Source organism: Verrucomicrobium sp. BvORR106 (assembly GCF_000739655.1).
Taxonomy (GTDB): Bacteria; Verrucomicrobiota; Verrucomicrobiia; order Verrucomicrobiales; family Verrucomicrobiaceae; genus Verrucomicrobium.
Map to the genome: position 1 here is coordinate 44,098 of NZ_BATR01000016.1, position 22,376 is coordinate 66,473.

General features: G+C 52.9%; 19 protein-coding genes. 3 read left to right on the forward strand and 16 right to left on the reverse strand.

Going from position 1 to position 22,376, the window contains the following annotated elements; all coding sequences use genetic code 11:
* Nucleotides 1-580: 580 nt before the first annotated feature.
* Nucleotides 581-955: a hypothetical protein gene (locus BV106_RS02705; RefSeq protein ID WP_038160095.1), complete on the forward strand. Its 375-nt coding sequence runs from the start codon at nucleotides 581-583 to the stop codon at nucleotides 953-955.
* 234 nt (nucleotides 956-1,189) lie between these two features.
* Here the strand turns inward: BV106_RS02705 and BV106_RS02710 are convergent, their stop codons facing one another.
* From BV106_RS02710 to BV106_RS38045, 9 genes are all read right to left on the reverse strand, one after another.
* Nucleotides 1,190-2,740: a sulfotransferase gene (locus tag BV106_RS02710; RefSeq protein ID WP_265595271.1), complete on the reverse strand. Its 1,551-nt coding sequence runs from the start codon at nucleotides 2,738-2,740 to the stop codon at nucleotides 1,190-1,192.
* 65 nt (nucleotides 2,741-2,805) lie between these two features.
* Nucleotides 2,806-3,978 carry a glycosyltransferase domain-containing protein gene (locus tag BV106_RS38030; RefSeq protein ID WP_265595272.1) on the reverse strand — a complete coding sequence of 391 codons (1,173 nt, stop codon included), beginning with the start codon at nucleotides 3,976-3,978 and terminating at the stop codon, nucleotides 2,806-2,808.
* A gap of 73 nt (nucleotides 3,979-4,051) precedes the next feature.
* Nucleotides 4,052-4,672: a hypothetical protein gene (locus tag BV106_RS38035; protein ID WP_265595273.1), complete on the reverse strand. Its 621-nt coding sequence runs from the start codon at nucleotides 4,670-4,672 to the stop codon at nucleotides 4,052-4,054.
* Between the two features lie 544 nt (nucleotides 4,673-5,216).
* Nucleotides 5,217-5,888 (reverse strand): hypothetical protein, encoded by a 672-nt coding sequence (locus BV106_RS02725; RefSeq protein ID WP_265595274.1) that lies wholly within the window; start codon nucleotides 5,886-5,888, stop codon nucleotides 5,217-5,219.
* Nucleotides 5,885-6,775, reverse strand: coding sequence for a hypothetical protein (locus BV106_RS38040; protein WP_265595275.1), 891 nt, complete (start codon nucleotides 6,773-6,775; stop codon nucleotides 5,885-5,887). The genes BV106_RS02725 and BV106_RS38040 overlap by 4 nt, the downstream gene beginning before the upstream one ends.
* A gap of 474 nt (nucleotides 6,776-7,249) precedes the next feature.
* The gene (locus BV106_RS02735) at nucleotides 7,250-7,912 is read right to left on the reverse strand and encodes a hypothetical protein (protein WP_038160108.1); all 663 of its coding nucleotides are present in this window, start codon (nucleotides 7,910-7,912) and stop codon (nucleotides 7,250-7,252) included.
* Nucleotides 7,913-8,733: 821 nt separating this feature from the next.
* Entirely contained in the window at nucleotides 8,734-9,009 is a 276-nt protein-coding gene (locus BV106_RS02740; RefSeq protein WP_038160110.1) for a hypothetical protein, read from the reverse strand.
* A 33-nt stretch (nucleotides 9,010-9,042) separates the two neighbouring features.
* The gene (locus BV106_RS02745) at nucleotides 9,043-9,891 is read right to left on the reverse strand and encodes a hypothetical protein (RefSeq protein WP_038160112.1); all 849 of its coding nucleotides are present in this window, start codon (nucleotides 9,889-9,891) and stop codon (nucleotides 9,043-9,045) included.
* A 57-nt stretch (nucleotides 9,892-9,948) separates the two neighbouring features.
* On the reverse strand, nucleotides 9,949-10,152 hold the full coding sequence (locus tag BV106_RS38045) for a hypothetical protein (RefSeq protein WP_265595276.1): 204 nt from the start codon (nucleotides 10,150-10,152) through the stop codon (nucleotides 9,949-9,951).
* A gap of 77 nt (nucleotides 10,153-10,229) precedes the next feature.
* On the opposite strand from BV106_RS38045, the gene BV106_RS39215 reads away from it, so the two are divergent.
* Nucleotides 10,230-10,484, forward strand: coding sequence for a helix-turn-helix transcriptional regulator (locus tag BV106_RS39215; RefSeq protein ID WP_051944860.1), 255 nt, complete (start codon nucleotides 10,230-10,232; stop codon nucleotides 10,482-10,484).
* A gap of 155 nt (nucleotides 10,485-10,639) precedes the next feature.
* Nucleotides 10,640-11,767 (forward strand): cysteine desulfurase family protein, encoded by a 1,128-nt coding sequence (locus BV106_RS02755; RefSeq protein WP_038160212.1) that lies wholly within the window; start codon nucleotides 10,640-10,642, stop codon nucleotides 11,765-11,767.
* Here BV106_RS02755 and BV106_RS02760 read toward each other — a convergent pair.
* The 7 genes from BV106_RS02760 to BV106_RS02790 form a co-directional block, all read right to left on the reverse strand.
* Nucleotides 11,764-13,920 carry a hypothetical protein gene (locus BV106_RS02760; protein WP_038160215.1) on the reverse strand — a complete coding sequence of 719 codons (2,157 nt, stop codon included), beginning with the start codon at nucleotides 13,918-13,920 and terminating at the stop codon, nucleotides 11,764-11,766. The two genes, BV106_RS02755 and BV106_RS02760, sit on opposite strands and share 4 nt — an antisense overlap.
* A 254-nt stretch (nucleotides 13,921-14,174) precedes the next feature.
* On the reverse strand, nucleotides 14,175-15,446 hold the full coding sequence (locus BV106_RS02765) for a DGQHR domain-containing protein (RefSeq protein WP_081891479.1): 1,272 nt from the start codon (nucleotides 15,444-15,446) through the stop codon (nucleotides 14,175-14,177).
* On the reverse strand, nucleotides 15,443-15,847 hold the full coding sequence (locus BV106_RS02770; RefSeq protein WP_038160117.1) for a hypothetical protein: 405 nt from the start codon (nucleotides 15,845-15,847) through the stop codon (nucleotides 15,443-15,445). Before BV106_RS02770 ends, BV106_RS02765 begins: the two co-directional genes overlap by 4 nt.
* Before the next feature lie 87 nt (nucleotides 15,848-15,934).
* A complete protein-coding gene (locus tag BV106_RS02775) occupies nucleotides 15,935-16,780 on the reverse strand; it encodes a phosphoadenosine phosphosulfate reductase family protein (protein ID WP_038160120.1) in 846 nt (281 codons plus the stop codon).
* On the reverse strand, nucleotides 16,777-20,214 hold the full coding sequence (locus BV106_RS02780) for a hypothetical protein (RefSeq protein WP_038160123.1): 3,438 nt from the start codon (nucleotides 20,212-20,214) through the stop codon (nucleotides 16,777-16,779). Before BV106_RS02780 ends, BV106_RS02775 begins: the two co-directional genes overlap by 4 nt.
* 13 nt (nucleotides 20,215-20,227) lie before the next feature.
* The gene (locus BV106_RS02785) at nucleotides 20,228-21,163 is read right to left on the reverse strand and encodes a DUF4007 family protein (protein ID WP_038160130.1); all 936 of its coding nucleotides are present in this window, start codon (nucleotides 21,161-21,163) and stop codon (nucleotides 20,228-20,230) included.
* Nucleotides 21,164-21,536: 373 nt separating this feature from the next.
* Nucleotides 21,537-22,307: a DUF932 domain-containing protein gene (locus BV106_RS02790; RefSeq protein ID WP_265595277.1), complete on the reverse strand. Its 771-nt coding sequence runs from the start codon at nucleotides 22,305-22,307 to the stop codon at nucleotides 21,537-21,539.
* Nucleotides 22,308-22,376: the final 69 nt, after the last annotated feature.

Sequence of the window (22,376 nt, forward strand, 5' to 3'; positions counted from 1 at the left end):
CCCGAGGCACGAACTGCTTTTGCGACATTCCTTCGGTCTTCAAGGTCATGGCCACGGGGCTTGGGTTCCTAACTCGTACTTCTTGTGCGTCATGTGCTCCGCGATGCAGTACACTACCAGAGGGCCTATGCAGGAAGGTGGAGCTTCGCGCGGTTCGTACGCTTTTGCCCCAGCATCCGCCGGCACAAGGCCGGGCTGACACTGTTCTGCCCGAGCGGCGGTTTTGCTTGTGCACCCAGCTCATGAAGGTTTGATAGTTCACGCCAGCCAGGGTCGCAAAGCGTGCCCCGCTCAGGCCGCTGCGGGCGAACTCCGCGAGCAATTCCTCTCGTCGTGTCACCGGGGTGCGCACACGCCCCAGCCCGTCCAGTTTCAAAACCAATGACGTCGTACTCATAGACGTCATAGCCTTTCGAACCTCGACATCTATGATGCCAGCGAGCTCATAAGGCACTGGGCGTCACGCTTACAGGTTGCCAACATCAATGACCAGTTGAAATACCAGGCTCTCCGGTCGCGAAGCTTCGCAGCGGTATACGAACCGAGGAAACATCACATCGATCACTTCCAGACTACCGTTGTGACAGATCCCGATTTGCAGGAGTATCTCATGGCCCTGCCATCAGCCATTGAGCTGATGGATGGGGGAATGAAACAGATGGAGACCCAATCCCAACGCGTTCTCGAGAACCAAGCCAATCTCATGCGCTTGATGCGGATCACCTACCTGGAACATCTCCTTCGGCATCGCTATGCTGAAGCTGAACCCGCCATTTCCCATGAAGTGGAGTTTCCTCCCCAAATGGCGCAGATGATGTCCGTCATTCCTCGCTACTCTGAAATTACTCCCTATTGGGTGGAGACGAAGCTCCTCAATCAGAATGTAGAAGCAGACAAATTTCAAAGTCAGCTGCCCAGAAGGGGCTTTCCTAGCGGAGTGATGCCAAGGTATTAAACTCCTACCGCCAATCTCAAAATGGGGTGACGATCTCACTTCGAGTTCAATATCGAATCGACGGCCACCTTCCCAAATGGGACGCCGATACCGAAGGCGCTCTCCCCTACCTCCGACTTCGGCGTGACGGGCGTCTCAAGAACCTCATGGGTCGTCACGGTCTGTAGGAGGTTGATATCCGACAACCGCATTCTGGTGTGACTGTGTGTTAAGTCCAGCCGCCCGGAGGCGCTTTCACAACTTTACATCCTTCATCGAAGCAATCTCCGGAAAATAGGCCTTCATTGAGGGGCAGCATTCGGTCACAACTGCATCAACGTGCTCTCTCGATAGCTTGGCAAGTACGCCATGCTTCGTGGGGTTTTTGAATTGGTGGCATTCTTCCAATTTCACGGCCCAGCGTGGCAACTCAGCAAAGTCGGCGATCTCCATTGCCCTGTCGGTCAAATCACTGGTCCTCACCACCAACAGTTTGTCTGCGGGAACTGTCTCCAACACGTGCCGGTAATGATGTTCCCAATACGTCAAATAACCGCGCAGCGAATACAGCCCATAGTTTGCAAGCAACTCATCATCATTTCCTTCAAGAGGGAAAAGATCCGGCCTAAATCGCGCCTCCCTGAGTCGCAACCAGTTGGCATTGACATCACGCCGCAAGCTGTCGTTGATAAAGGAATCAAGCCATGAGTAGCAGTCCCTCATGGTGAGAACGAAGCGAGCTCCGGAGAAAGACTCCAATAGTTCCTCTAGAACAAAGAAATTCAATTGAGACGAATCGACATCCAGCAGTCGTACCTGGGTTGTCTTGAGCAGGAACCGCTTTAGTTGTCCGGCATCGTATTCTCCTGTCAATTTCTTCAAGATCAGTGGGATCAATTTGTCGGCTCTGGACTCGTGTTCGGACCTGACTGGATTGCCGAACATAGCCGCAAGTGAATGGGTTCCACTCTTGGCTGGCCCGACGCCAAAAATCCTCGGAGAGTGGAAAGTGTCACACTTCGTGGTGTTCGAGCGAGCCAACCTCGAACGACTCCCTAGCTTCGCGAATCGCGCTTCCGCCTCCTTCACCGCAAACGAAAGATGACTGGAAGCAGCTTTGCGCAACTCATCTCGTGTTTGCACACTCAAGCGAATCCCCTGATCCGGTAGTCCTTCAGAAACATCAATAAAAGGAATCAACTCCTTTAAACACCCCAGCCTTGGATCGTCGGGTTGGGGAACTACGAACATCAGGGGCGTTCCGAACGCGAGACACGGCAGTGCGACGTGCAAGCGGCTAGTCACCACCAAACTCGCAGCTTGATACGCCTCCAATCGAGAAATCGTGAGCGGTCTCATATGGACTGGATGGCTGCTCATGGGTCCATGGTGAGACAGCAACTGGCAGCCCTCGGGAAGCTTTGTTCCCTTTGGAACATCAACCGCCAGCACCGGCCCATTTTCAACCTGCGCTAGCCAGCGCTTCAATCCAAGCGTCAAACAATTGCTCAAATAGCAGGGCACTCCAACCGACTTCATCAACTCCAGCGTTGCAAGATCACGGCAACCGACTGGCGCCGATTCAACAAAATGATCCTTGAATCCTCGTATTGCGCTTTCACTCAGCGCAAAATGGGCGCCTACATAAGCTGTCACAAGGCCAGGCTTGGGCGGAAAATCCCAGGCTCTGTGTTTCCACCAACCGTTCGCAATCAATATTCCCGATGCGGATTGATGAGAAATCCGTTCTCGATCCAAATAGCCGTCGAGTTTCCCCACCATTTGCTCCACCGCAAAGGTCTGCACGTCATCCCCAATGTTTGAACTCCACGAACTGAAGACTCCGTACAGATGCATTGTGCTTGATTGTTTTAGACTAGTCCGAGCTTTGCCATCCACTGGTCCTGACAGTCTCGCCAGGCTCCTCCACTGAAGTGAATCACGGATGGATACGAATCGCTGGCGATGGATCTCAACTTGCCGGCTTCAAACTCATAGTCGGGATTCCCGCTCAGGAGCCTGGAGGCAGTACCCACATTCGTGAAGATCCTTTGCTCTATGTCCCCCATGATTGGGACCCTCTTGTTCTGATAGGCAAGCTGGAAGATCCATTGGTCATCATGCGCATAGGCCGCATGCTGCTGCCACTTGCTCAACCTCCCCTGCAAACCTCCACGGGTGGCTTGCTCATAGAGGATCATGCATTCTGTCAAGACAGCCCGCACACCCTCACAGGTACCCATCCACCCACCCGCATTGGGCCAGCGCCTGTTGTCCAGAACGTCTGGAAAACTTTCTCTCCATTCCGGATCATGCACAGGCCAGCAGCCTCTCTCCATCGAGATTGCAAATGGCGTGCGCAACTTCTCAAATTCAGCAAGAAGATGATCTTCACCGTTCAGCAGCACGCTGTCACTGCCGTCAGAAAACAAAACATGAGTCACTGTCTTTTCCAGGCTGTCGAGTACTTCCAGCACGTCGATGATCTTGTCATGGACCCAGCTTTGCGGCTTTTTTCCTGCCCCAAGTACTGTTGGAATCAGATTGCAACGAAATGCGGACCTCGTGAAGTTCTTCAGTTTCCATGGCAGGTCTACCAAAGGGTATCTGCCAACCGTGAGAATTCCCAGTTTGGGGCCTGGCACGCGCGCTTGTGGTTTGATTTCCCAGGCTGAATGCCTGCTGTGAGGTTGTTTGCGGATGAGGCACTGAAGTACATATCTTCCAGGGGGCAAGAGCAGCTCCGAAGTGCATTCCATTGGCCCATAAAGAACTCCAAGGGTCCCATGATTAAGAGCGAACAGCGTAGGGTTGCCAGGCTCCCAAGTGCTGGTACCCGACATGAAGCCTCGAATCGTAGCAGCCACCTTCAACTCGATGACAAGCCTCGAGTTGGCATGGGCGGATATTGTCCACGCCTCATCGACCGTGCCCGGACATACAATACGATTGTGAGAAATTGAGCATCGATATCCGAGACTCCCACCTCTTCCGACACTGCCCCATTCCGTATCAGCTTCGAGAATTTCCACCGCTTCCTCCATACGTTATCTCCGATGAACCCTATAGATACTGTCGCGGCAACTACTCCTGTTTGAAACTGCACCCCCTGCGTCATCAGATCCTTTCAGCGCGGAGAAGCCCCTCTTTATCACGCTGCATTGCACCAGATCTAACGGGGAATGACGTCGGCCTCAACCTTGCGGCCTCCCTCATCTCCGCCACTATACCTTGGTAGGCAGACTGCCACGTTGCTTTGATGCTTTGAGGACTCCACTCGATGACAGGGCCGCTCCAGCGTTTAGCGAGCTGAGCACATGAGATGCTGTTCCAGCGTAGTGCTGGCAGCTTTTCTTGCGACAACGCAAGTTTCGCAATCTTCGTCAGCCTCTGGCTTATGTCATCTTCGCCGGCATCCACGCTCGCAGCGCATACCTGGCCAAGATCACCGACAAGAATTGGTTGCTCCGCAAATTCCAGATCAACAGGGCAGGCGCTTGAGATCCAGATGAATGGCAAACGCTTCGCCCAAGAGACAGGATGCCACCAAAGTCTAGGATTTGTCGCACCACTAATGTTGCTCCATTCGGCCTCCTGGCCCGCAAGCCAATAGATTGGCGAGTAGGCCTGCCACAATTCACGGGAGTGCCCCAGTCCGAATTGATGGTCGATATGCCACCCGCTGCGGCCGTCACGATAGTCGTCCACATTCCAAATATGCTCAAACACTTCCTTCATGGCACGACGGTGGACTGCGTACGCATGCGTTCGATATACTCCAGTCGCCTTGTGCACAAACGGGCAACTGGCAACTGGCTTGGGTTCGCGCCAGTGTTGCCCGCCAAGGTATAGCTGTCCCCAGTCATCGGGAAGCTGTCTCATGAATGCCTCAAGCAACTCAACTATATCGTCACGGAAAACCACGTCATCCTCCAAGATAAGCACACTGTCCACTTCGTCTTCGAGTGCCTCTGCCAGGACGCGGGAATGGGACAAAAAGCATCCCCATGCTCCTTTTCCTGCATTCCACCATGAAGGATGTGGCACTGCATGTCCCGAATAAGCCCGCGCCCACTCAACTTCGCTTTCTCGTACGCCATATGACTCCAAATGAGTCTTCAGACGCTGTCTCCGATCCGGCCGGTCCCTAAGGTTGAGAACGCAGATGCGCTCAAAATGGTGAGTGAGATGAACCATATTCTCTAAGCACCAATTGGCATCATGTGAACTTTCTTCCTTTTGGCGATCTTGGAGAACTTGCTTTCTCCTCGAAATTCCTCACTCATTTGGCGGCATCAGGCGCCACACGCGTGCTAGGCACTATCCAGTTTACTGCTATGCTCTTGTTCTTAGGGAAGTACAGTGCGTAATATCCATAAGTTTTGGCACCAGTCCGCGAGCACTTGATCAGCAAATCTCTGAGCGTGCCCTTGAAAGGAGGAAGATCCAAGTGATGCTCATCTGGGTAGAGTGCCCTGTCATTGCTGCCAAGCTCTCCAAATCCAGCAGAAAGGTCTACATTCTGCTTTTTCAGTTCGACACAGAGTTGCTTCATTGTCCCGCTGAACTTTGGCAGATCCACAATCTGATCAAACGGAAGATCTCCCTTTAACGAACCAGGTGCCCTGTCGACGATCACAATGGTTTCATCCTTTATGTATTCGGACACTGTTCCCAATTTGATTGCGCCTGACAAGGCGGCAACCACATTGGGTGGCGTATTGTTTCCGCTGCAAAGCTCCGCAAGGAATCGAAGCCTGTCCGTATCCGCCGATACCCGGGCATTTTCAGAATTGGCTTCTAGTGATGTCTCGACCACTATTTGGTACCGGGACTTTTTTGCAATCGTCTCATAGGCAGACGAAACATTCTCAAGAGCAATCTCTTGGCCTCTAACCACAGTGACAGCCGTCACCATGCACAGAATAAAACGAGAAAAACTGTAAGTATTCATGGCCAGACATATTTTAGAACTCCGCCCTCGATGATCTGGCTCCGCGATCCCCCGTCAATTCCTCGATCGCTGGCAGGATCAATCAGAGCTTTCAAATCTTGATCATTGCTTGGCAGAAGCCCGATGGACTTGCTTTCTACAGTGGCGCTGTTGGGGCCAGTAGTAGCAGCATTTGTCCAATCGATTGCGTCTTGTTCGACGGTGGTCGGATTTGGCGTCCCTGCTGGCCTGGTGAAGTACCGAATGCCTACTGAATCGGTGTAGATCCCCTTATTGGCGATCTGAACATTCAAAGAGTAAAATGGACTCCACCCTGTCGCATTGCCCTTCGTTTCGTAAACAGTCTCTCCATCATACCCCTCCAACGGCTTGTCCAAATGATCCATAATTTGAACACTCAGAGTTCCAGAGACAGCGCTCACCATGTTCCATTTGCCCACTGGTGTATCGGGATCGCCTGGCACCGTCCCCGCGTTCAAAGACAGGTTTTTCGCCACGGCTCCTGCCACGGGCTGGTAGGTAGTAACTGGCCTTGGTGAGCCAACTTTCTTTGGCAACGTCACCGTTAGGGTGCGTTGCGCCGGCGGCCATCCCGGTGGAGTGACGATCTTAACTGTAACGTCATCTTCACCGATACTTTTGGATTTGCCTTTTATTTTGAAAGTCATCACGCCTGTGGCGGGATTCTTCTGGATTGAACCGGCCACGATTTCCGCTCGAGTACTGCCCACCGGAATACCGGGAGCCGCATTGGTCACCCCCGAAGCTGGAGTGAAGGTAGCTTTCCATTCTACTTCACGATTTTTCGAATCCGTTGTAATGCCAATACGCCTCGGCCCTTCTATTAAGACATCATTTCCTGATGTGCTTGAACTGTCATCCTGCATAAAATTGACGGGGGTGAATTTTCTAGCTTCCAACCGTGTTAAGCTCAACCGCGACCTTCGCGGATGCTATATTTCCCTCAAATTCCGATCCAAAATCGAGCTCAGATTCAACTCGCATTATCGGTCGGATGGAAAAGCAATTTCGGTTGGATAGTGCCAGCAAACTTTTAAACAATAAAGACAAAAATGCCTCTTCAGTTTAATTTTTCATCGTCAAAATCAGTCACTTCACTACTCGCTTTGTTCAGAGCCACTACCCACTCTGCTTAGAGTGTGCTAACACCTCGAGTTCACGGCAAGCCTCCACAACTTTTTTCAACTCTGTCATATCCTTGCGTACCCACGTCTGACGGCCAGCCTATCGAAAGGAACTTGCGACGCACGCTTCAGGACTAAGGTAGAAACATATTTTCACTACATGCAGCTCCGCATTCAACTTGAGTCAAATCGTCCAGGCCACCCAGCCATTGCCGACTAGAGTTTTCTCACTGAACTGCCGAGAATCGGAAATACTTCGACTTTACGCCCCTCAATAGTACTCACACAAATGCAGCCAAGGATGCCATTTGCCTGTCGCAAGCAGTCCCGAAGAAGCTCTTTAGCCGTACCAGTGAAACCTGTGATGTTGATGGCACTTTCGCCGATGGCGATGTGTTCAGCACTCCTCTCCAGGACGATCCCGATGTCGACACCTTTTCTTTTCAATAAAGCATTGAGTTCTTTGAATTTCCCCCGGAATTCAGGCACTGCAATCGACTGCTCCATAGCGCCCCCCTTCGTAAACGTAATGGGGAAAGACTGAATAATGGTCAGGACACCCGACTTCTGATCAGCGTCAACTCGTGCACCGCGCAATGCTATGTCCACCGCAATGGGAACATCGATCTTGGCTCTCGTTGCAAGCAACTCCAAGAGATACCCCAGCCGAATGGTGTCCTCACTCAAGAAGAGCGGACTCGCCTCTGTCTTGTATGCTTCGACAAACACCATCATTCCGGCACTCTTTGCGACAGATGCATACGATCCCGCGTCTAGCGGCATGGGCACAGATACCTCACGCCTGCCGTCTGCAGCTTGTACCCAGCTTGCCGTCACCAGGAGGCAGGCCATCAGCAATTTTTCGTTCGTCACAGCCATCGTAGTTGGAGTTGTGAGGTTTCCATACCTTTGCGACTAATGACACCCAGTAGCCAGCAGTGGTTCGATCAATCTCACCTCTCACATTGAGTGCCCGAAGAAGCTCGCGATCTTCGGCGGGACACAGCAAACGCATCCAGCTCGGCATTGGGAAAAGTGAAGCATTCGCCAGAGTGCCTTCCATTTCGCAGGGCTCCGTCCCAATTGATGGACAGCCCCCAGGGAGAGCCCGGTGTGCGAGATTGGTAAACTGATTGCGCCCCCGGGCGGAGTGTGCGCGGTTTACACCGTTGGGCGGGTCATCAAGCAGCCAACTCAATGTGGCGGCAGAGCAGTGGCAACAAGTGATGCCGGAGCACTGGGTGACCACCATGGCACCGACAGTCCGGCAGATCATGTTGCACTTACGGGTGGTGTATTCCCGGAACCTGCCCCCGCAGCCGTTTTTGCACTTCCTCCCAAGCTTGGACCTATGACACATGGACCCCTCAAACTCTCTTTCCCAATATCAGTCACCAGCGAGCATACTTCGTGTGCAGATTTCACATGTAAACCACTCAACACCAACAAGTTAAACTTCTAATCTCACGTCAGAACGCTAGCACAAATCGCATCATAACTCGTTCAGTATGAAGGGTGAAGCGGGCACACTTGGGCCTATTTTCAACACTAACTGCGCTCGCAAAATGCAAGTCTCTAGCCAAAAATGCGCGGCCTGTCGTTGGCATCTGGTCGCCTTGCCTGACAAACAACGCCGGACAAACTAGCTAGGGTAACAGCGCAAATGTGCGGCTCTCACTTAGCACTCTTCGCGGTGGAACTCATTTCATCTCACCTCCCAGCACCGCTCGCAGCCCGGCTTTAACGATCTTGAAAACCCCTACCAGTCCCCAAAAGTAGCCAAGCACCACCGCCACTCCCACAGCGAGGGCCATCACACCCTGGAATCGGCCGATGAACCACCACATGACCGCTTCGGAGCTCACGGTGGCATAGAACAGGATTGCCCCAGGAAGCCAGACCAACACGAATGCGAGTCCGGTCGCGAGACATCCCAGACTAGCCTGGCCGTTTGAGTTGAGAGTGTTGCCCGACATGAATCAGAAGAACGAGTTGGCAGGAGGGGCGGCTCACTTCGAGTTCAACATCGACTCAACCGCTGCCTTGCCGAGCAGGACGCCGATACCAAAGGCGATCTCCCCTACTTCCGACTTCGTGGTACCGGTCGTTTCGATCACTTCATGGGCCGTCACGGCCTGCAAAGCGTTGTTGTAGGTCAGCCTGAGTTTGGTGTGACCGTTGGCCTGGATGATCCCATGCCAATAGAGGGTGTAGTCTACGGTGTAGCGGTGAATGTCCGCCGCAGAAGTCTTGGACGCCCCGTCCTTCCACTCGATAGAGACATCATTGACCGAGACACTCACGCCCGTCCCAATGGGGTGGACTGACGAGAAGAGAGCCTGGGCTCCCGTCTGAGTGGAACCGTCTGCAAGCTGCACCTCCGCGTTGAGATCGGCTTCCACCATGAGCAAGAAGCGGTTCTTGAATGCCTGCTCCGTGAGAGTTGCCGAGTCATTGGTCGAGTCCTGGAGGGTCACGGTCCACTCCCCTACCTGCTTGCCGGTGCCCAGATTGGCATTGGGTGAGGCATAGTACTCTCCGGACAGCTTCCCATTGCGCTGAGTCCCGTCCCAGTTGATGGACAGCCCCCAGTGGACATCCCGGGTTGTGAACTGGTAACGGTTCCCATCTTTCTTGCCGGCGATGGGGCCGCTTCCCACCAGCCATCCGCTGATGGACATGTACCCCTGTAGCGAGCCGTCAGCCTTTTCGAAGATGAAGAGCTTCAGCAGTCCATCAAGGCCATGGGTGACATTCCGGCAAGTCCCGGAAAACAGGAGGGTCTCGTCGGCAACGGCGACAGGAGCGGCCCCGAGAAGTGAAACCGCGACGCAAAGGGCAGTCAGGAGGGCTTTCATCGAAGTGAGGGATTTAGGTACTAGAGCGAGAACCGGCGGAATCGATAAGGGCTGAAGTCAGAACTTCCGGGACATGCCGATGCCGCACTTCGGGCATTTGGGTTGAAAGTAGGCCGTGGTGGAATAGCCGCAGAATCGACATTCCCAGGCTGGGACCGGGTTCTGAGCGGTGACGGGAGGCTCGGACGGCACCCGGGCGACGAGTAGCCCTGTGGAAATACCAAGAGCCAAAAGAAGTAGGAGGAGATGGAGGGGTTTCATAGTCCTGAAGTAAAACTCAAGATCAGGATACTTGCTCTCATTTTGGAGGCAAGCGCATTTACTCTCAAAATCACAGCGTGCGAAAAGCCGTCCACAGCACCCTCTCGAAGATCTTCTGCGATCACATCCGCAGTTTGAGGGAAAAGGCTGGCATGACGCAGCGAGACCTGGCTGTAGCCTTGGGCCGCGAGCATGGAATGGTGGCGCGGATTGAACTTGGTGAACGACGCGTAGATTTGGTAGAAGCCTTCGAGCTTTTCAAAGCGCTAAAGGCCGATCCTGAAGCCGAGGCTGCCACAATAATGCGGAAGTTCTCTGCTCTAGGTACATAAACCACTTGTTCACCTACCGTTACCGGTCGCGTGGCACAAGGCAGACCCGAGGAGTGACTGATCGGTCGACTGGTCGACCTGCTTGCACTAAAGCAACCGGACTCCAATCTCACAGAATCGGATGGCAAGCTCCTAAAGTGATCTTAGAGTGCACTGTGATCTACCTCGACCACAACGCCACAACCCTCCCATTTCCTGAGGCGATTGATGCGATGCTGCCCTGGCTCCATCACTGCGGCAATCCATCAAGTATCCATGCTACAGGAAGGGAAGCTAGGCGTGCGGTGGAAGCCGCTCGTCACAGCGTTGCGGAGTACCTAGGAGCAGAGGCGCAACAGGTCATCTTCACCAGCGGGGCCACTGAAGCTAACAACACCGCTATTCATTCGGCGCTGCTGCGGCAGCCCTCAAAACGCCATCTGATCACGTCCTCCGTTGAGCATTCTGCTGTATTGGCCTACTGCGATTACTTGGAGCAGCATCACGGCGTCGAGGTCACTCGCCTTCCCGTAGGCATTGATGGAAGCCTCCCTATGGACGCGCTCCGCAATGCCCTCCGCGATGACACCGCCCTAGTGTCCCTGATGTGGGCGAACAATGAGACGGGCGTTATGTGGCCCATCAGCGAGTTTACTAAAGTCTGCGTCGAAGCGGGAGTACCATTCCACACGGACGCTGTGCAGGCAGTCGGCAAGGTGCCGGTACAGTTTGCGACATGCGGCGCCAACTACCTCTCCCTCAGTGGACACAAGTTCGGTGCCCCCAAGGGCATCGGTGCACTCATTGTCGCCGACCCCGAGCGATTCATGCCACTCCTCCACGGAGGCAAACAGGAACAAGGTCATCGGGGCGGCACCGAGAACGTTGCTCATATCGTGGCGTTAGGAGCTGCCGCTGAGCAGTCGAAGCTTCAGGGCCGCACGCGGTGGGAAAGAGTGGCTAAACTGCGAGATCAACTGGAAGTTCGGGTCGCCCAACGCTTCCCGGAGGCAGAAGCCCATGGAGTGACAGTACTTCGGCTGCCCAACACCTCCAACCTGTACTTCCCCGGCATGGATAGCGATGCCTTGGTCACCTACCTCGACGCCCAAGGCATCGCAGTGTCCTCTGGCTCGGCTTGCCTGGAAAGCGCCTTGGCGCCCTCTCATGTCATCCTCGCCATGACAGACTCCTACGAACGTGCCAGCGAATCCATTCGCATCAGCCTTGGTCCAGCCTCGACGAATGAGGAGGTGCAACGCTTGGTCGACGCTGTGGAGATTTACGCAACGCTAAACGCCTAGTCCCCTAGTGAGGCGATGAGATCTTCCATGCCAAAGTTCAGAAGGAACTCGGAGTAATAACTTGAGAATACGTCTCGAAGGTAGTCCTGCAAATCGATGGGCTTCTCTCCCTGCTTGATCTCATACTTCTTGTTCTTTGTGATGGTGAAGAGGAAGATAGTGTGGAAGTAAACAGATGAGATGTACTTGTTCTCCGCGAGCTTTTTCTGTTCCACCGTTATGTTGCCCAGTCGGCTGAGGTAATTTCGCAGAACCTTGCTATCCATATTGATTAGGACCTTTTCGAGGTTACCCTCACCGTCCACCATAGGGTGCATCGGAATCCCCCAGCCCATCTCAAGTCCTGATTCTTCCAGTTTCGACCAGGTCAATGCATCCGGTGCATCTGCCGGAGGCGTTTCGAAGACCATCTGATAATCAGGCAATCCCATTGGCGGCTCAGCCTCGTCTTCGACTTTCTTTACGTCTTTAGGCTTCTCAACAGGGTCTACGATCTTGACCCAAAATCGACATTCGTGGTCTTCCGGCCCTCCCAATGTGGCTAGAATCTCGATCTCCTCGCCAACTTTCACTTCACCGGTCGCCCCCAGACCAATTCGGATCGTTCCTTCTTTCGGGCTGGATTTGCTAATGTCTAACAATTGCTCAGGGGTATCCACCTCACCTGCCTGAGTGCCACCTTCGGTACTGTTGGTGCGGCGCTGGAGAATCGAAACCTTGAGATCGCCCGGGTCATCACCGCGGTCAAAATAGGAGTCCTCGACATCCGTTGAGAACTGAATGGTTCGGTCCTCTCCATCTGGAATAGAGATAAACTTGTCCCCGTTCCCAGACTTAAGTTTGAAGAATGAGGGGTATCGCTTCGGGTGAAAGGGCGCTTTTACTTTAGCCTCTTTTGGTTTTTCGGGCTTTTCGGGCTTCTTCTTCTCTTCGTCCTGCTTTTCGATTTTGAAAGTTTGGGTCAGCAGCTGCATCAGGTCCTTATTGAAGGGCAAATTCTTTGAGAAGGACCTCAGCAAGTCCTTCGCATCTCCACTCCCTACATCGAAGGTATTCTTCCGCTGCTTGTAAACTTCAGACAACCTACCCTTGATCAGCAGATCCCTTACCATGTTCCGCAGTTCTTGAGTCTTATCTCCGGACTTCAACCTATCCCGAGAAGCCATGAAGAGCTCTGTCCGGAAGTCGAACTCCAGCCCAGTACAGTCCACATGAATCAACAGGTGATTCTTCAGCAACGGCATCTTCAGCGTCGTGGAAATGAATTGTGTACCGATGTGACCATGGACCTGACCATTTAGAGAGAACAGAACGGACATGCCATCGTGAAAGAACTCCGTTTCAATGGCTTCCTTGGTATCCTTGGCAGTTTTACCTTCGACTTTAGCTTTGAAAATGTAGCAGGTGGCCTTGATGGTTCCGGTGTCTTTGTGTGAGAACTCCTCAGTGAAGTGCTCCTGAATGTACTGATTCTCTTCGCCATCAAGCCGTCTCTTGAGTCCGAAAGTATCACCTTCCAAAACCTTGTTGTTCGGATACCTCTCAGGACTATCCTTGAGAAAGATTGGTAACGCTGGCTCAAACAGGTACTGATTCAATGCCCGCCGAATCTCCTGAGGAAGAGCCCCTCGAGTGCCCGACGGAAGCTGGTAGTCAAATAGCTTGATGATGGTCCCGGTAGTGAACTTGCGCCCTGCCAGTCCTATATCCAACTCCGTAATGGGGAAGCTCGGAATCTTGCCATCGATCTTCAGGTACTCATACCACGTATTCTTCTTCGTCTGCTTCTCCTCTGCTGTCATGGGATGCTTGCGCACCAAGGTGAAGCCAAACTCGCCAGATCCGTCAAAGCGCTTTGAACCAATAAGTTGGTAACGATGCTCTCCACAGAAGACGATGGCACCAGTACCGCCCATATTGTACTTGCCTTGCACAAACGGTATTTCGTTCTTGTTGCCTCTGAGGAGAGAAAGAAATGTGCGCTCAAAATCTTCAGGATGCTGCCCCTCCCCGTCGTCGTAGATCGTGAGACAGGGTCTGGGTCGCGAACCGGCAGCTAATATTTGTATCGCATGAGACTGCTTGCGGCGGATTGCCTGGAGATGCCAATTTTTATTCTCTGGGCTAAAGAACCTCCCAACCGCTTCATGCATAGAATTAGGAGCAACCTCGGACTTGGGATTGATTCCCGACTCCAAGCAACGCCTCATCAAGATAGCGTCGATTGAGTTCGTGAGTTTCTCTACCAGGGCCGCAATTGGAGACGATTGCTGATTTTCGATGACTCCAATATTATTCTCGTTCCCTCCTAGGGGAGCCCAGGTTATCGTGCGATCAGTTTCTATCGCGAGAAGGACCTCAACTTCCGACTCTAAGCTTATAAGTTTATCGAACATCGAGAAGCTCATCATCCACCTGCTTTAATTCTGGCCGCAGCGGTTTTTGCATCAACCTCGTGCGCATTCATAAATGCTTGCTCAAGCTTGCCATTGTCGCCAGCTTTCAGCAGCCCAGCCAACTTAAGCCACATCAATGTGGCACAAGTAAGGTCGGTTTTTGTAACCCGCCGCATCTTGAGATTTGAGGCGTCAAATAGTAGCCCAGCCCATGGAGACATCTGTAAGGTTCTGTCGATCTTTGCCAATGCTGGAACTGCGACCTTCAAGTCGATGGAATTTATCTTGCAGTACGCAAGACAGTCACCTAGTACTGACACTCCAACAGGCCTAAATATGAGCGATCCTCCCGTGAATCCTCCACGGTATGGACCAGCATCAGCTGGCGCTTTAAAATATTGCTTCAGCTCGGAAAAGGAAAAGGCAAGCAACTGGAAAACTTGCGACATTTCCTTACACATCGAATCTAATTCAATTTTAGGTTTCCTGAGCATCTTGAAGGATGCCATTTGTTTAGTCTTCCATCCACGTCCTCCCAGCAAGACCCGCTCGATAAAATCATAAAGCGCCTGAATACTTGTGAAAGATTTCTTGTCAGTTACAGCCAAATTCTTGGTTTTGGACGCAGCAATGACTTCGTTCCGACTCAGGTAAGGATCATGGTACAGGAGCCAACGAGTTACAATCGCAATAGAGTCGTCCTCATCGAGTGCGATAATCTCTCCGAGCTTCACAGGCTTAGCATATCTATTGAGAGTAGAAAAGAGTCGACGAGTCCGCTCAATTCCTGATGAACTGCCGTTATGCGCAACAAAAATAACTGCACACTCTTCTTTGTCGTGCAAGGAGTCCTTCTGAAGAGCCACTTTGATTCCCTCGACTCTATGCTGACCATCGATTGCAAAAATTTTCTCCTGTCCGGTCAATTCAAGGACACCCACTGAATTCCTCACAAAATCAGTTGGCTCAGAGTAGCGCGAACGTTCTGTCGAATCCAAATCGATTTCAATCCATCTGGGCTCCCCTTCGTATATCCCTGCGATAACTGCGTTAAAAAAATGTTGCTTCTGATTTCGGATATAGTCGCTAATTTCCGTGGATCTACCGGTCAGCGCCCGTTGCAACAACTCGTTTAACGTCTTATTTTTGTGTATTTCCTCTGCGGGTTTGAATCTATCGGCGATTTGCCTGAACTGCATTAAAGTAACGTAGTACACCCAATCTTCAACCTGACCACGTAAGCAAGGGAGTAGCAGTGGCGACGAAAAGTTAGAAACACTCATCTATAGATTTCTTTTTTCAGTTTTCCTAACTTTCCTGGAAACCTCTCATTGTTCGGAGGCATCAGAGCTTCCAGCAGTTCGTCCTCTGCCTTTCCTGCATCTTTTTCCGACAACGCAGCAAAGTAATAGTAAAGATTGTTCTCCCAAAGCTTTAACATCTCTCCGACCCAAAATCTTGGCTTGGATGCGTTCACTTCATCAAAATATTGTTGGAAGCGTGTCTGAAAGCTCTGCGCTTCGGTCTTACCGACGTAAAGGATATATCCACACCACGCAATATTCACGTTATCAGGGCGGACAACAAACGCGTAGACTCCCTGGGCGTTGGGAAGTTGGCCTTTGTTCTGTTTCTTTGCCTGAATAGATTTCCAATCAAGCTTTACGGTAGGATTGAACGCCATGAACTGTTTTTCCCAAAGACAAAATCGACGAAGGTAATTCCGTCCGGAGGAAATTTCACGATTTGTTAGATCATGCTTAGCCATACCCTATTTTTGGCACATTAAACAAGCTTCGGTGGGCGTGGTCGACTTTCCGCTAAACACAGATAATAACTTCCCGTCAGACTTCGGGGCGGCCTCTCTGATCCCGGCCGAGAGCACCCGATCCCGCTCCTTTCGATCCAAGAGTGAACTCAAGGGAGCACCCTCCATCCAGGTAAAGCGCTTATTAGGATCATTGGGATCAATGGTTTCGTACTTCATAGCTTCTTCAAAGTATTCAGGATACGTCTCCAAGAGCTTCACCCATTCATAGGGAGCCTGGAAAAAGCAAAAAGTGCAGCCAGAGTTGGTGCGCCCCCACTTCATAAATGTAGGTAGGCCCAGACCGCTATCCTCCAAGATGCGGACGACACCATCATAGTCGATTCCCGCCTCTTTGAGTGGATAGCGAGTTTTGATGTTTGGCTTCTTGCTAATATAACCCACACGATCCTCATCAGCCCGCAGCCCGACATAGCTAACGACGTTGTCGTTGCCAACGTGAGCCTCAAACGGTTTCAGCTTGAGCATCTTCGTGCACCAGCGATTCTGGGGTGAGGGCAGGTAACCCCCGAAGACCTTGTGCCAGTGGTCAAATCCCGCCTTGGCATTCAGGCGAATGATCTTCTTACCCAACTCAGCCTCCAGCCTGGCAAGGTACTCATAGGTTTCAGGCAGTTCCTTCTGGGTGTCACAGAAGACATACTCCATACCGTCATGCCGAAATTGCTCCAACCCCTTGACTCTACCGGCCATCAGGAGGGCCAGCGCCGAGCTGTCCTTGCCTCCGGACACGTTAAGGACGTGGCGCACAGGAAGGTCGTTGCTGAATTTGACCGTGAGCGGAATCATTTTTCTTTAGACAGGTTATCCCACAACAGGCGCGACAGAGCCGCAAGCGAAATTTGCGATTTGTCTTTGGGAATGTGTTTGCGGAGTTCCAACAGAAGGTTCTCCATTTCGCGGGATTGATCTGATGTCAGACAAAACACGAGGTGTTTCTCCACTCCGCTGCGCGGGGTCACTGCAAGGCGGATCGCTGTCTCAGGGAGAGAGCCATCCTTCAGGAAACAAGTGGATAACACCCGGTTGAACTGGTCTGCAAAGGCATAAATGCGCTCTCGGAAGACCACTTCATCGCGGTCATTCCACCGGCTAGGTGGGCGGCGCGTGAGCAAGCTGCCGAGTGATTCCAACCATTCAGGCTCATCCAGCTCGGCATCACCAAGCTTCAAACAGAACGCCCGGAAATCGGGGTCGCCCAGGCCAACTAGCAGGGTCTCCGCTGTGCCCGCGATGGCTGAACGCCACGCTTCAAGAGGACCCTTCGCTTGGAAAGCGTCCAAGATGAGCTCCGCCATGCGCTTCTGCAGGCCTTCAAAACTTTGGCGAAGCTCCGCAATGGATAGCCCGATTTTTTTTGCCAAGGACTCGGTGTCGACCTTTTCCTTTGCATCCAGATCAATGCCAAATGCTTTGGGAATGTCACGGAAGATCAATTGCGCAGGCTCCCTAGCCGCCTCAATGGCTTTTCGCAGAGCAAGAGTCTCGATAGAGAGCTGGTCAGTGTTTCGTACATAGTCAGGAAGCCCTGCAACAAAACTGTAGAGAGGGCGCACCACTGATAGAAGACGGGACTTGTCCGATTCTTTCGATTCAATGGTCGAGGCTAATTCCGTGATCAGCGTCTTTCGTAAGCCGGTAATCCGGCAGAGCTGGAATTCGAACGTTTCTGGAGCCTTGACCAGGCGCATCATGAGATACTCTTCGATCTCCGGCTGAAACACATCGTCTTCATACACGGCAATCTCCGTCTCGTGAACGATGAAAACTACCAGGAGCAGAATCGGGATGAGACCGTCGCGCACACCGTAAGGACTGGACCGCAGCAGTTCGTAGAGCTCACTGACCGGCACGCGTTGGTCTGGAACCTTTTCCAAACGAGTCATTACCGCATCCAGCGCAGGCCGAAATTGCAGAGGATCCCCAGTCCTGCCGGCTTTTGGGAACACAATGCCCCATATGCCATCGGTTTCACGATGAAGCCTGCCTGCTTCCAGAACGGACAAGTAGATTGACTTTTCCGGGGGAGCCTTGTCTTCTGGCAGACTCAATTTGGGCTCCGCCGCATCCTCCAGCATCGCCTTGAAAAGCTTCTGGCGGGCAGATGCTGCCGCGGAGCTAAGGACGTGACGGTTGATCAGTTCATTGCGAACCGAAGGTGCTTTATCGTAGAGTCTATCGCAAAGGTCGGAAAGGAACGACTGCAGCCTGACCGTGCGCCCGATCGACGGATCGGCTTGGCCGGCATAATACCAAGCGACTCCAGGGGTCTCCGAACTGGCATCAGCCTCATTCCGGAAACCGACCAACTGTTGGAGACCAGCATCGAGCAACTGCCTGCTAGCGGCAATTTGCCGGGAGACTTCCTCTGCAGCAAATCGATCATCCTTCAGTTCGGGAGTGTTTCGCTCCACCCATTCCCAACGCTCCAACTCCAGGGCGCTGCTCGTGAGGGCATCCAGTGGTGCGCTGATGGCGACCAATTGCTCAGCGCTATGGACCGCTTTCGCGCCCCACAAAATCGAAGCCTGGCGTTCGGTTTCCGATTCGCAAAGCACTACGATGACAATTCCGGAGGCTGGATAGACTGCCCGGATCCCACTTGCTTCAGCGGTGAACTCGGTAGCCGTGACGAAGCGAACATCAAAGTACCGCAGATTGCCCGTGAGGATGTAGTGCCGACGGGCAACAATAGGACAGGCGTCCAGTTTTTCTCTCGCGACCGTCGCAATGGGGGAAGCATGCGTCAACTTCTCCCTCGCCTCTTCAATGCGCTGTTCAAGGTTTACACTCGCGTGGGGCCAGAGGGAATAACCTGCCTTGCCCCGGTTGAACAAAATGCCACGCTTAACCAAGTCCCTGAGACGAGTCGTAGTTCCCCCTGGTTGACCAAGTGCTACATTGACGATGGCTTCCGTGGGACATAGCTCCGCCGCAGCGATCACATTCAAGATGCCAACTGTCTTGAGCAATTGCTGAATCTCCAGTGGCTCGTTCTCGGCACTCCGGATACGTGCATCAATATGATTCCAATGGCTGCGAAAGCTCTGTCCGCTCAACCGTTGACTAAAATTATTTGCCGCAAAGTCGTAAAAGTCCGCCAAGCGATAGACAACGTTAGGAGAGGCCTCACGCGTGGCAAAATCCTGGAGTGCGTAAGGTTCCGAGGACAGCAGGAAGCTAAAGAGGGAGCGCTCATTCTGTCCGAACCGGCGAAAGAAACGAGAAAGTACGGGAATGACGGCCGGATGAAGGGGATACAAGGCCGAGGCAGCCTGAATCAACGCCGTCCTCGCAGCCGTGGGACCATACATTCCCAGATCGAGAACTTCGGTCATCAGTTCCCTCGAACGTTTTTTCCATCCTCTGAGATGCTCACTCTCCGAATCCAGAGCGAGCGCCGCAGCTATTAAAGTGACCACTTGCCCTAAGGGCTGAGAGAAACTGATCTCTTCAAATCGCTCCGAAACCTTCGCCCACTCCAACTGGGCGGTACCCGAGAGCTTCTCGGCATAGTCGGTGAAACCCTGATGCAGCAGCCCCACAAGATGAATGGGATTAGGACCGCTCCGAGAAGCGCATTCCGCAATTTGTTGCAGGAAATAGACGTCTTGCTTTTCCGGATTCAAAGCCGCGTACTCAAGAAACTTGCCCAACTCATCGACAATGAGAATGACGCCGCCAGCCAGTTCCTTGGAGACAAGCTCTCTTGAGATCTGCTCCACCAGCGAGACAGCTTGAGAGTCTGCAACATGACCAGACGCGATGGCAGCCGCGATTTTGTCTCTGGCTGAAAGCTTCTTCCTACCATCGATGGTGCGATTGAGCGACGTCTGAATCCCTCGCAAGATGGCCACGGCAAGGGGCTCTCGCGAACCGGTGACAAGCACAGTCAGTGGCTCTTTGAAATTGCGGGAGAGATTGAGTTGCTCTCTCAGACTGCGTATTTCCACAGGGAGCTCTTTGCGGCTTCGCCCCACCAGATTAGCGAGGGCTAGAGCGAAGCTTGATTTCCCTGAACCGAAGTCTCCTGTGATGCGCCACGCTCGTTGCCCTGACTGCTGTCTGAACCCTTCTCCCAGCCGGCGCAAGTTGCGGGAGGTTTCTTCCGTTACGATATAGCCATCCAGCGATTGGGCGTCATCGAAGTCCCTCTCCAAATTGACGGAGCGGAGAAAGCGCGAATTGATCTTTAGCAGATCCTGAATGCTCGTAAAGCTCATATAAAAAATGGAATCAGGAAGGGTCGTAGATATTCTGGATCAAGTCGTCGGGACGAAGGTCATTGGTGCGCCAAATGCGCTGCATCGAATGAGACTCTTCGAAAGACAGAGCCCCCGCTGTGGTCAGAGAAAGCGTGTCCAGAAGTGCTGACAACGCTGCCTCGGGCAGTTTGAAGACTTGTCCTGGACTGCCTGCCTCGGTGGAAATTGCTTTAAAACTCAAGGATTCATCACTCTGACGGCTTGGGCTGTTTAGCCAGTAGTCATGGACACAATACGCAAATAGCTCCGGTGTGATCTCAGATTTGGAGTCCACATGGAACGAATACAGCGTTTCACGGCTCCCATCTGAACTCTTTCGCTCGCCTGCGATTCGAATCAGACCCAGCTCGACCAGAGGACAGTCAAGGTTGTCTTCAGCCACCTCTCCCTTGCGCCCTCTCGAATTCACATAGGAGTTGATGAACACGCGAAGACCGTCGCCCAGCGTACGTCGAGATTTCTGACCCCTATTGTCATTGGGAAGTTCGCGTTCAAGGAAACCAACTGCTTCCGACTCCGCGAATTCGGCGCGGTGCCAAAAGTTCAGCATCTGATACCAGTGGAACAGAGGCCTTTCTTGCGAAGTCGAAATCTTCCAGTGCAGAAGCCACAGCGTCTGGATTTTCTCTAGATAAGGGTCGTGCCCATCGTAACCGAGAACTTGCTGCCCAAAGGGTGTCACCAAGTGACCGGCGGGAGACTCCACAATGATTTGAGCAGACTCCGCCCAAAATTTGGCGGATCGAACCATATTCTTCCCCACCCCCAGCGATACCATGGCTGAATCTTCGTCTTTGAAAAGCCCTTCATCTTTCCCCAGTGCCTGCACCACTTTCGGGAGCCAGGCGTACCGACAGGCGAAGGTCTCGTGTCCCGAGTAGCGGAATGATGGATTGGTAGGTAGCATGGTGGAAACTTTCTCTATTGGCCATCACAATTTGGAAGCAAAATCGACTCCTCATAGTGGCATCAACAGCGAAATTGACCACTTGAAATATGGGAGCCTACACTCGCATAAGCTTGACTCGGTTCAGTTCAGCCAAACAAAAAGGTGGCCGGACTTTCTCAGCCGGATCCTGCAAGCCTCCGGTTCTCTCGAGGGCACACTGGCTGAACCCAGCAGCATAAGACGAAGCAATTTATAGTCGCCACTGGCAGGGAATTATGTTCAAATGTACACCAATAGAGATGCAAGCGCTCTCAATCGTCTCTTACATTGTGGCGACTCAACAGCTAAAGAAAAGGCCCGCTGTTTCAGCAGAACTTTTCCCCTGAACAGCCTAGTTGAGCCCAAGCCCAACCTGGCTGTCCATCAACCCGTGCAACGCCTCCGTCCGCTTGGGCAGCTCTGCCAGGCTCCCTTCTTTGAGCGACTCGGTGAACGCATTGAACAGGCTCCAGGCATTTCGCGGCTGGAACGCTTCGTGTCGCGGTTCCCGCCACTCACCCAGGACAGACGGGATGAGCCGGTTGCTGCACACGCCGACATCCGTGGCGCGGATGATGAGATCGTGAGCCGTGACATCGTCGAGACTGGCTTCCTTGTAGGCCGCAATCCGTCGGTCCTGGTGCGTCCACTTGGACATCAACTGACCGATGGACCTCCCAGTGAGCAGAGGCAGATCCCGCACAATGTAGCGGGTGTGTTTGCGGGCGAACTTCACCTCGCCTGAAAACGACAAATTATCGCAAACAAAAACGCTGGCTCCAGCGACAATGCCGGCGGGGAACGTTTTGTCGTGGCTGTTGCGCAGGCCCAGGACCCAGCAGTAGTCTTCGTTGGTCCGGCCGCCGTTGATCTCCATGAGACCAAAGTAGCGCTGACCTTCGTGACTAAGGCTGTGAGCCTGGGTGCCGATGCGCAAGCCTGCCGCACCCAGGGCCCGCTGCACAGTCTGGATGAGCTGGGCATGCGGGATGGGCGTCCAGGTGGAAGTAGTACGGGGAGTGGTGACGCCGGCGACGTCTTCCATGTCGACGGTATGGGCTCCACAATGGAGCATGAGGTTGGGCATGCGACGCACGCGCGGTGGTTCAATGAGTTGGTTCATCGTGATACTTGGTTTGAAGGTTGGGATTTCTGATGGGGGTGCTGATAGGTGGTTTGCTACGTGGTGAGA

Bases quoted from the DNA above. Each gene is read 5' to 3' on its own strand.
- BV106_RS38030 (WP_265595272.1), bottom strand. From the start codon at position 3,978: ATGGAGGAAGCGGTGGAAATTCTCGAAGCTGATACGGAATGGGGCAGT.
- BV106_RS38035 (WP_265595273.1), bottom strand. From the start codon at position 4,672: ATGAAGGAAGTGTTTGAGCATATTTGGAATGTGGACGACTATCGTGAC.
- BV106_RS02725 (WP_265595274.1), bottom strand. From the start codon at position 5,888: ATGAATACTTACAGTTTTTCTCGTTTTATTCTGTGCATGGTGACGGCT.
- BV106_RS38040 (WP_265595275.1), bottom strand. From the start codon at position 6,775: ATGCAGGATGACAGTTCAAGCACATCAGGAAATGATGTCTTAATAGAA.
- BV106_RS02735 (WP_038160108.1), bottom strand. From the start codon at position 7,912: ATGGCTGTGACGAACGAAAAATTGCTGATGGCCTGCCTCCTGGTGACG.
- BV106_RS02740 (WP_038160110.1), bottom strand. From the start codon at position 9,009: ATGTCGGGCAACACTCTCAACTCAAACGGCCAGGCTAGTCTGGGATGT.
- BV106_RS02745 (WP_038160112.1), bottom strand. From the start codon at position 9,891: ATGAAAGCCCTCCTGACTGCCCTTTGCGTCGCGGTTTCACTTCTCGGG.
- BV106_RS38045 (WP_265595276.1), bottom strand. From the start codon at position 10,152: ATGAAACCCCTCCATCTCCTCCTACTTCTTTTGGCTCTTGGTATTTCC.
- BV106_RS02760 (WP_038160215.1), bottom strand. From the start codon at position 13,920: ATGCATGAAGCGGTTGGGAGGTTCTTTAGCCCAGAGAATAAAAATTGG.
- BV106_RS02765 (WP_081891479.1), bottom strand. From the start codon at position 15,446: ATGAGTGTTTCTAACTTTTCGTCGCCACTGCTACTCCCTTGCTTACGT.
- BV106_RS02770 (WP_038160117.1), bottom strand. From the start codon at position 15,847: ATGGCGTTCAATCCTACCGTAAAGCTTGATTGGAAATCTATTCAGGCA.
- BV106_RS02775 (WP_038160120.1), bottom strand. From the start codon at position 16,780: ATGATTCCGCTCACGGTCAAATTCAGCAACGACCTTCCTGTGCGCCAC.
- BV106_RS02780 (WP_038160123.1), bottom strand. From the start codon at position 20,214: ATGAGCTTTACGAGCATTCAGGATCTGCTAAAGATCAATTCGCGCTTT.
- BV106_RS02785 (WP_038160130.1), bottom strand. From the start codon at position 21,163: ATGCTACCTACCAATCCATCATTCCGCTACTCGGGACACGAGACCTTC.
- BV106_RS02790 (WP_265595277.1), bottom strand. From the start codon at position 22,307: ATGAACCAACTCATTGAACCACCGCGCGTGCGTCGCATGCCCAACCTC.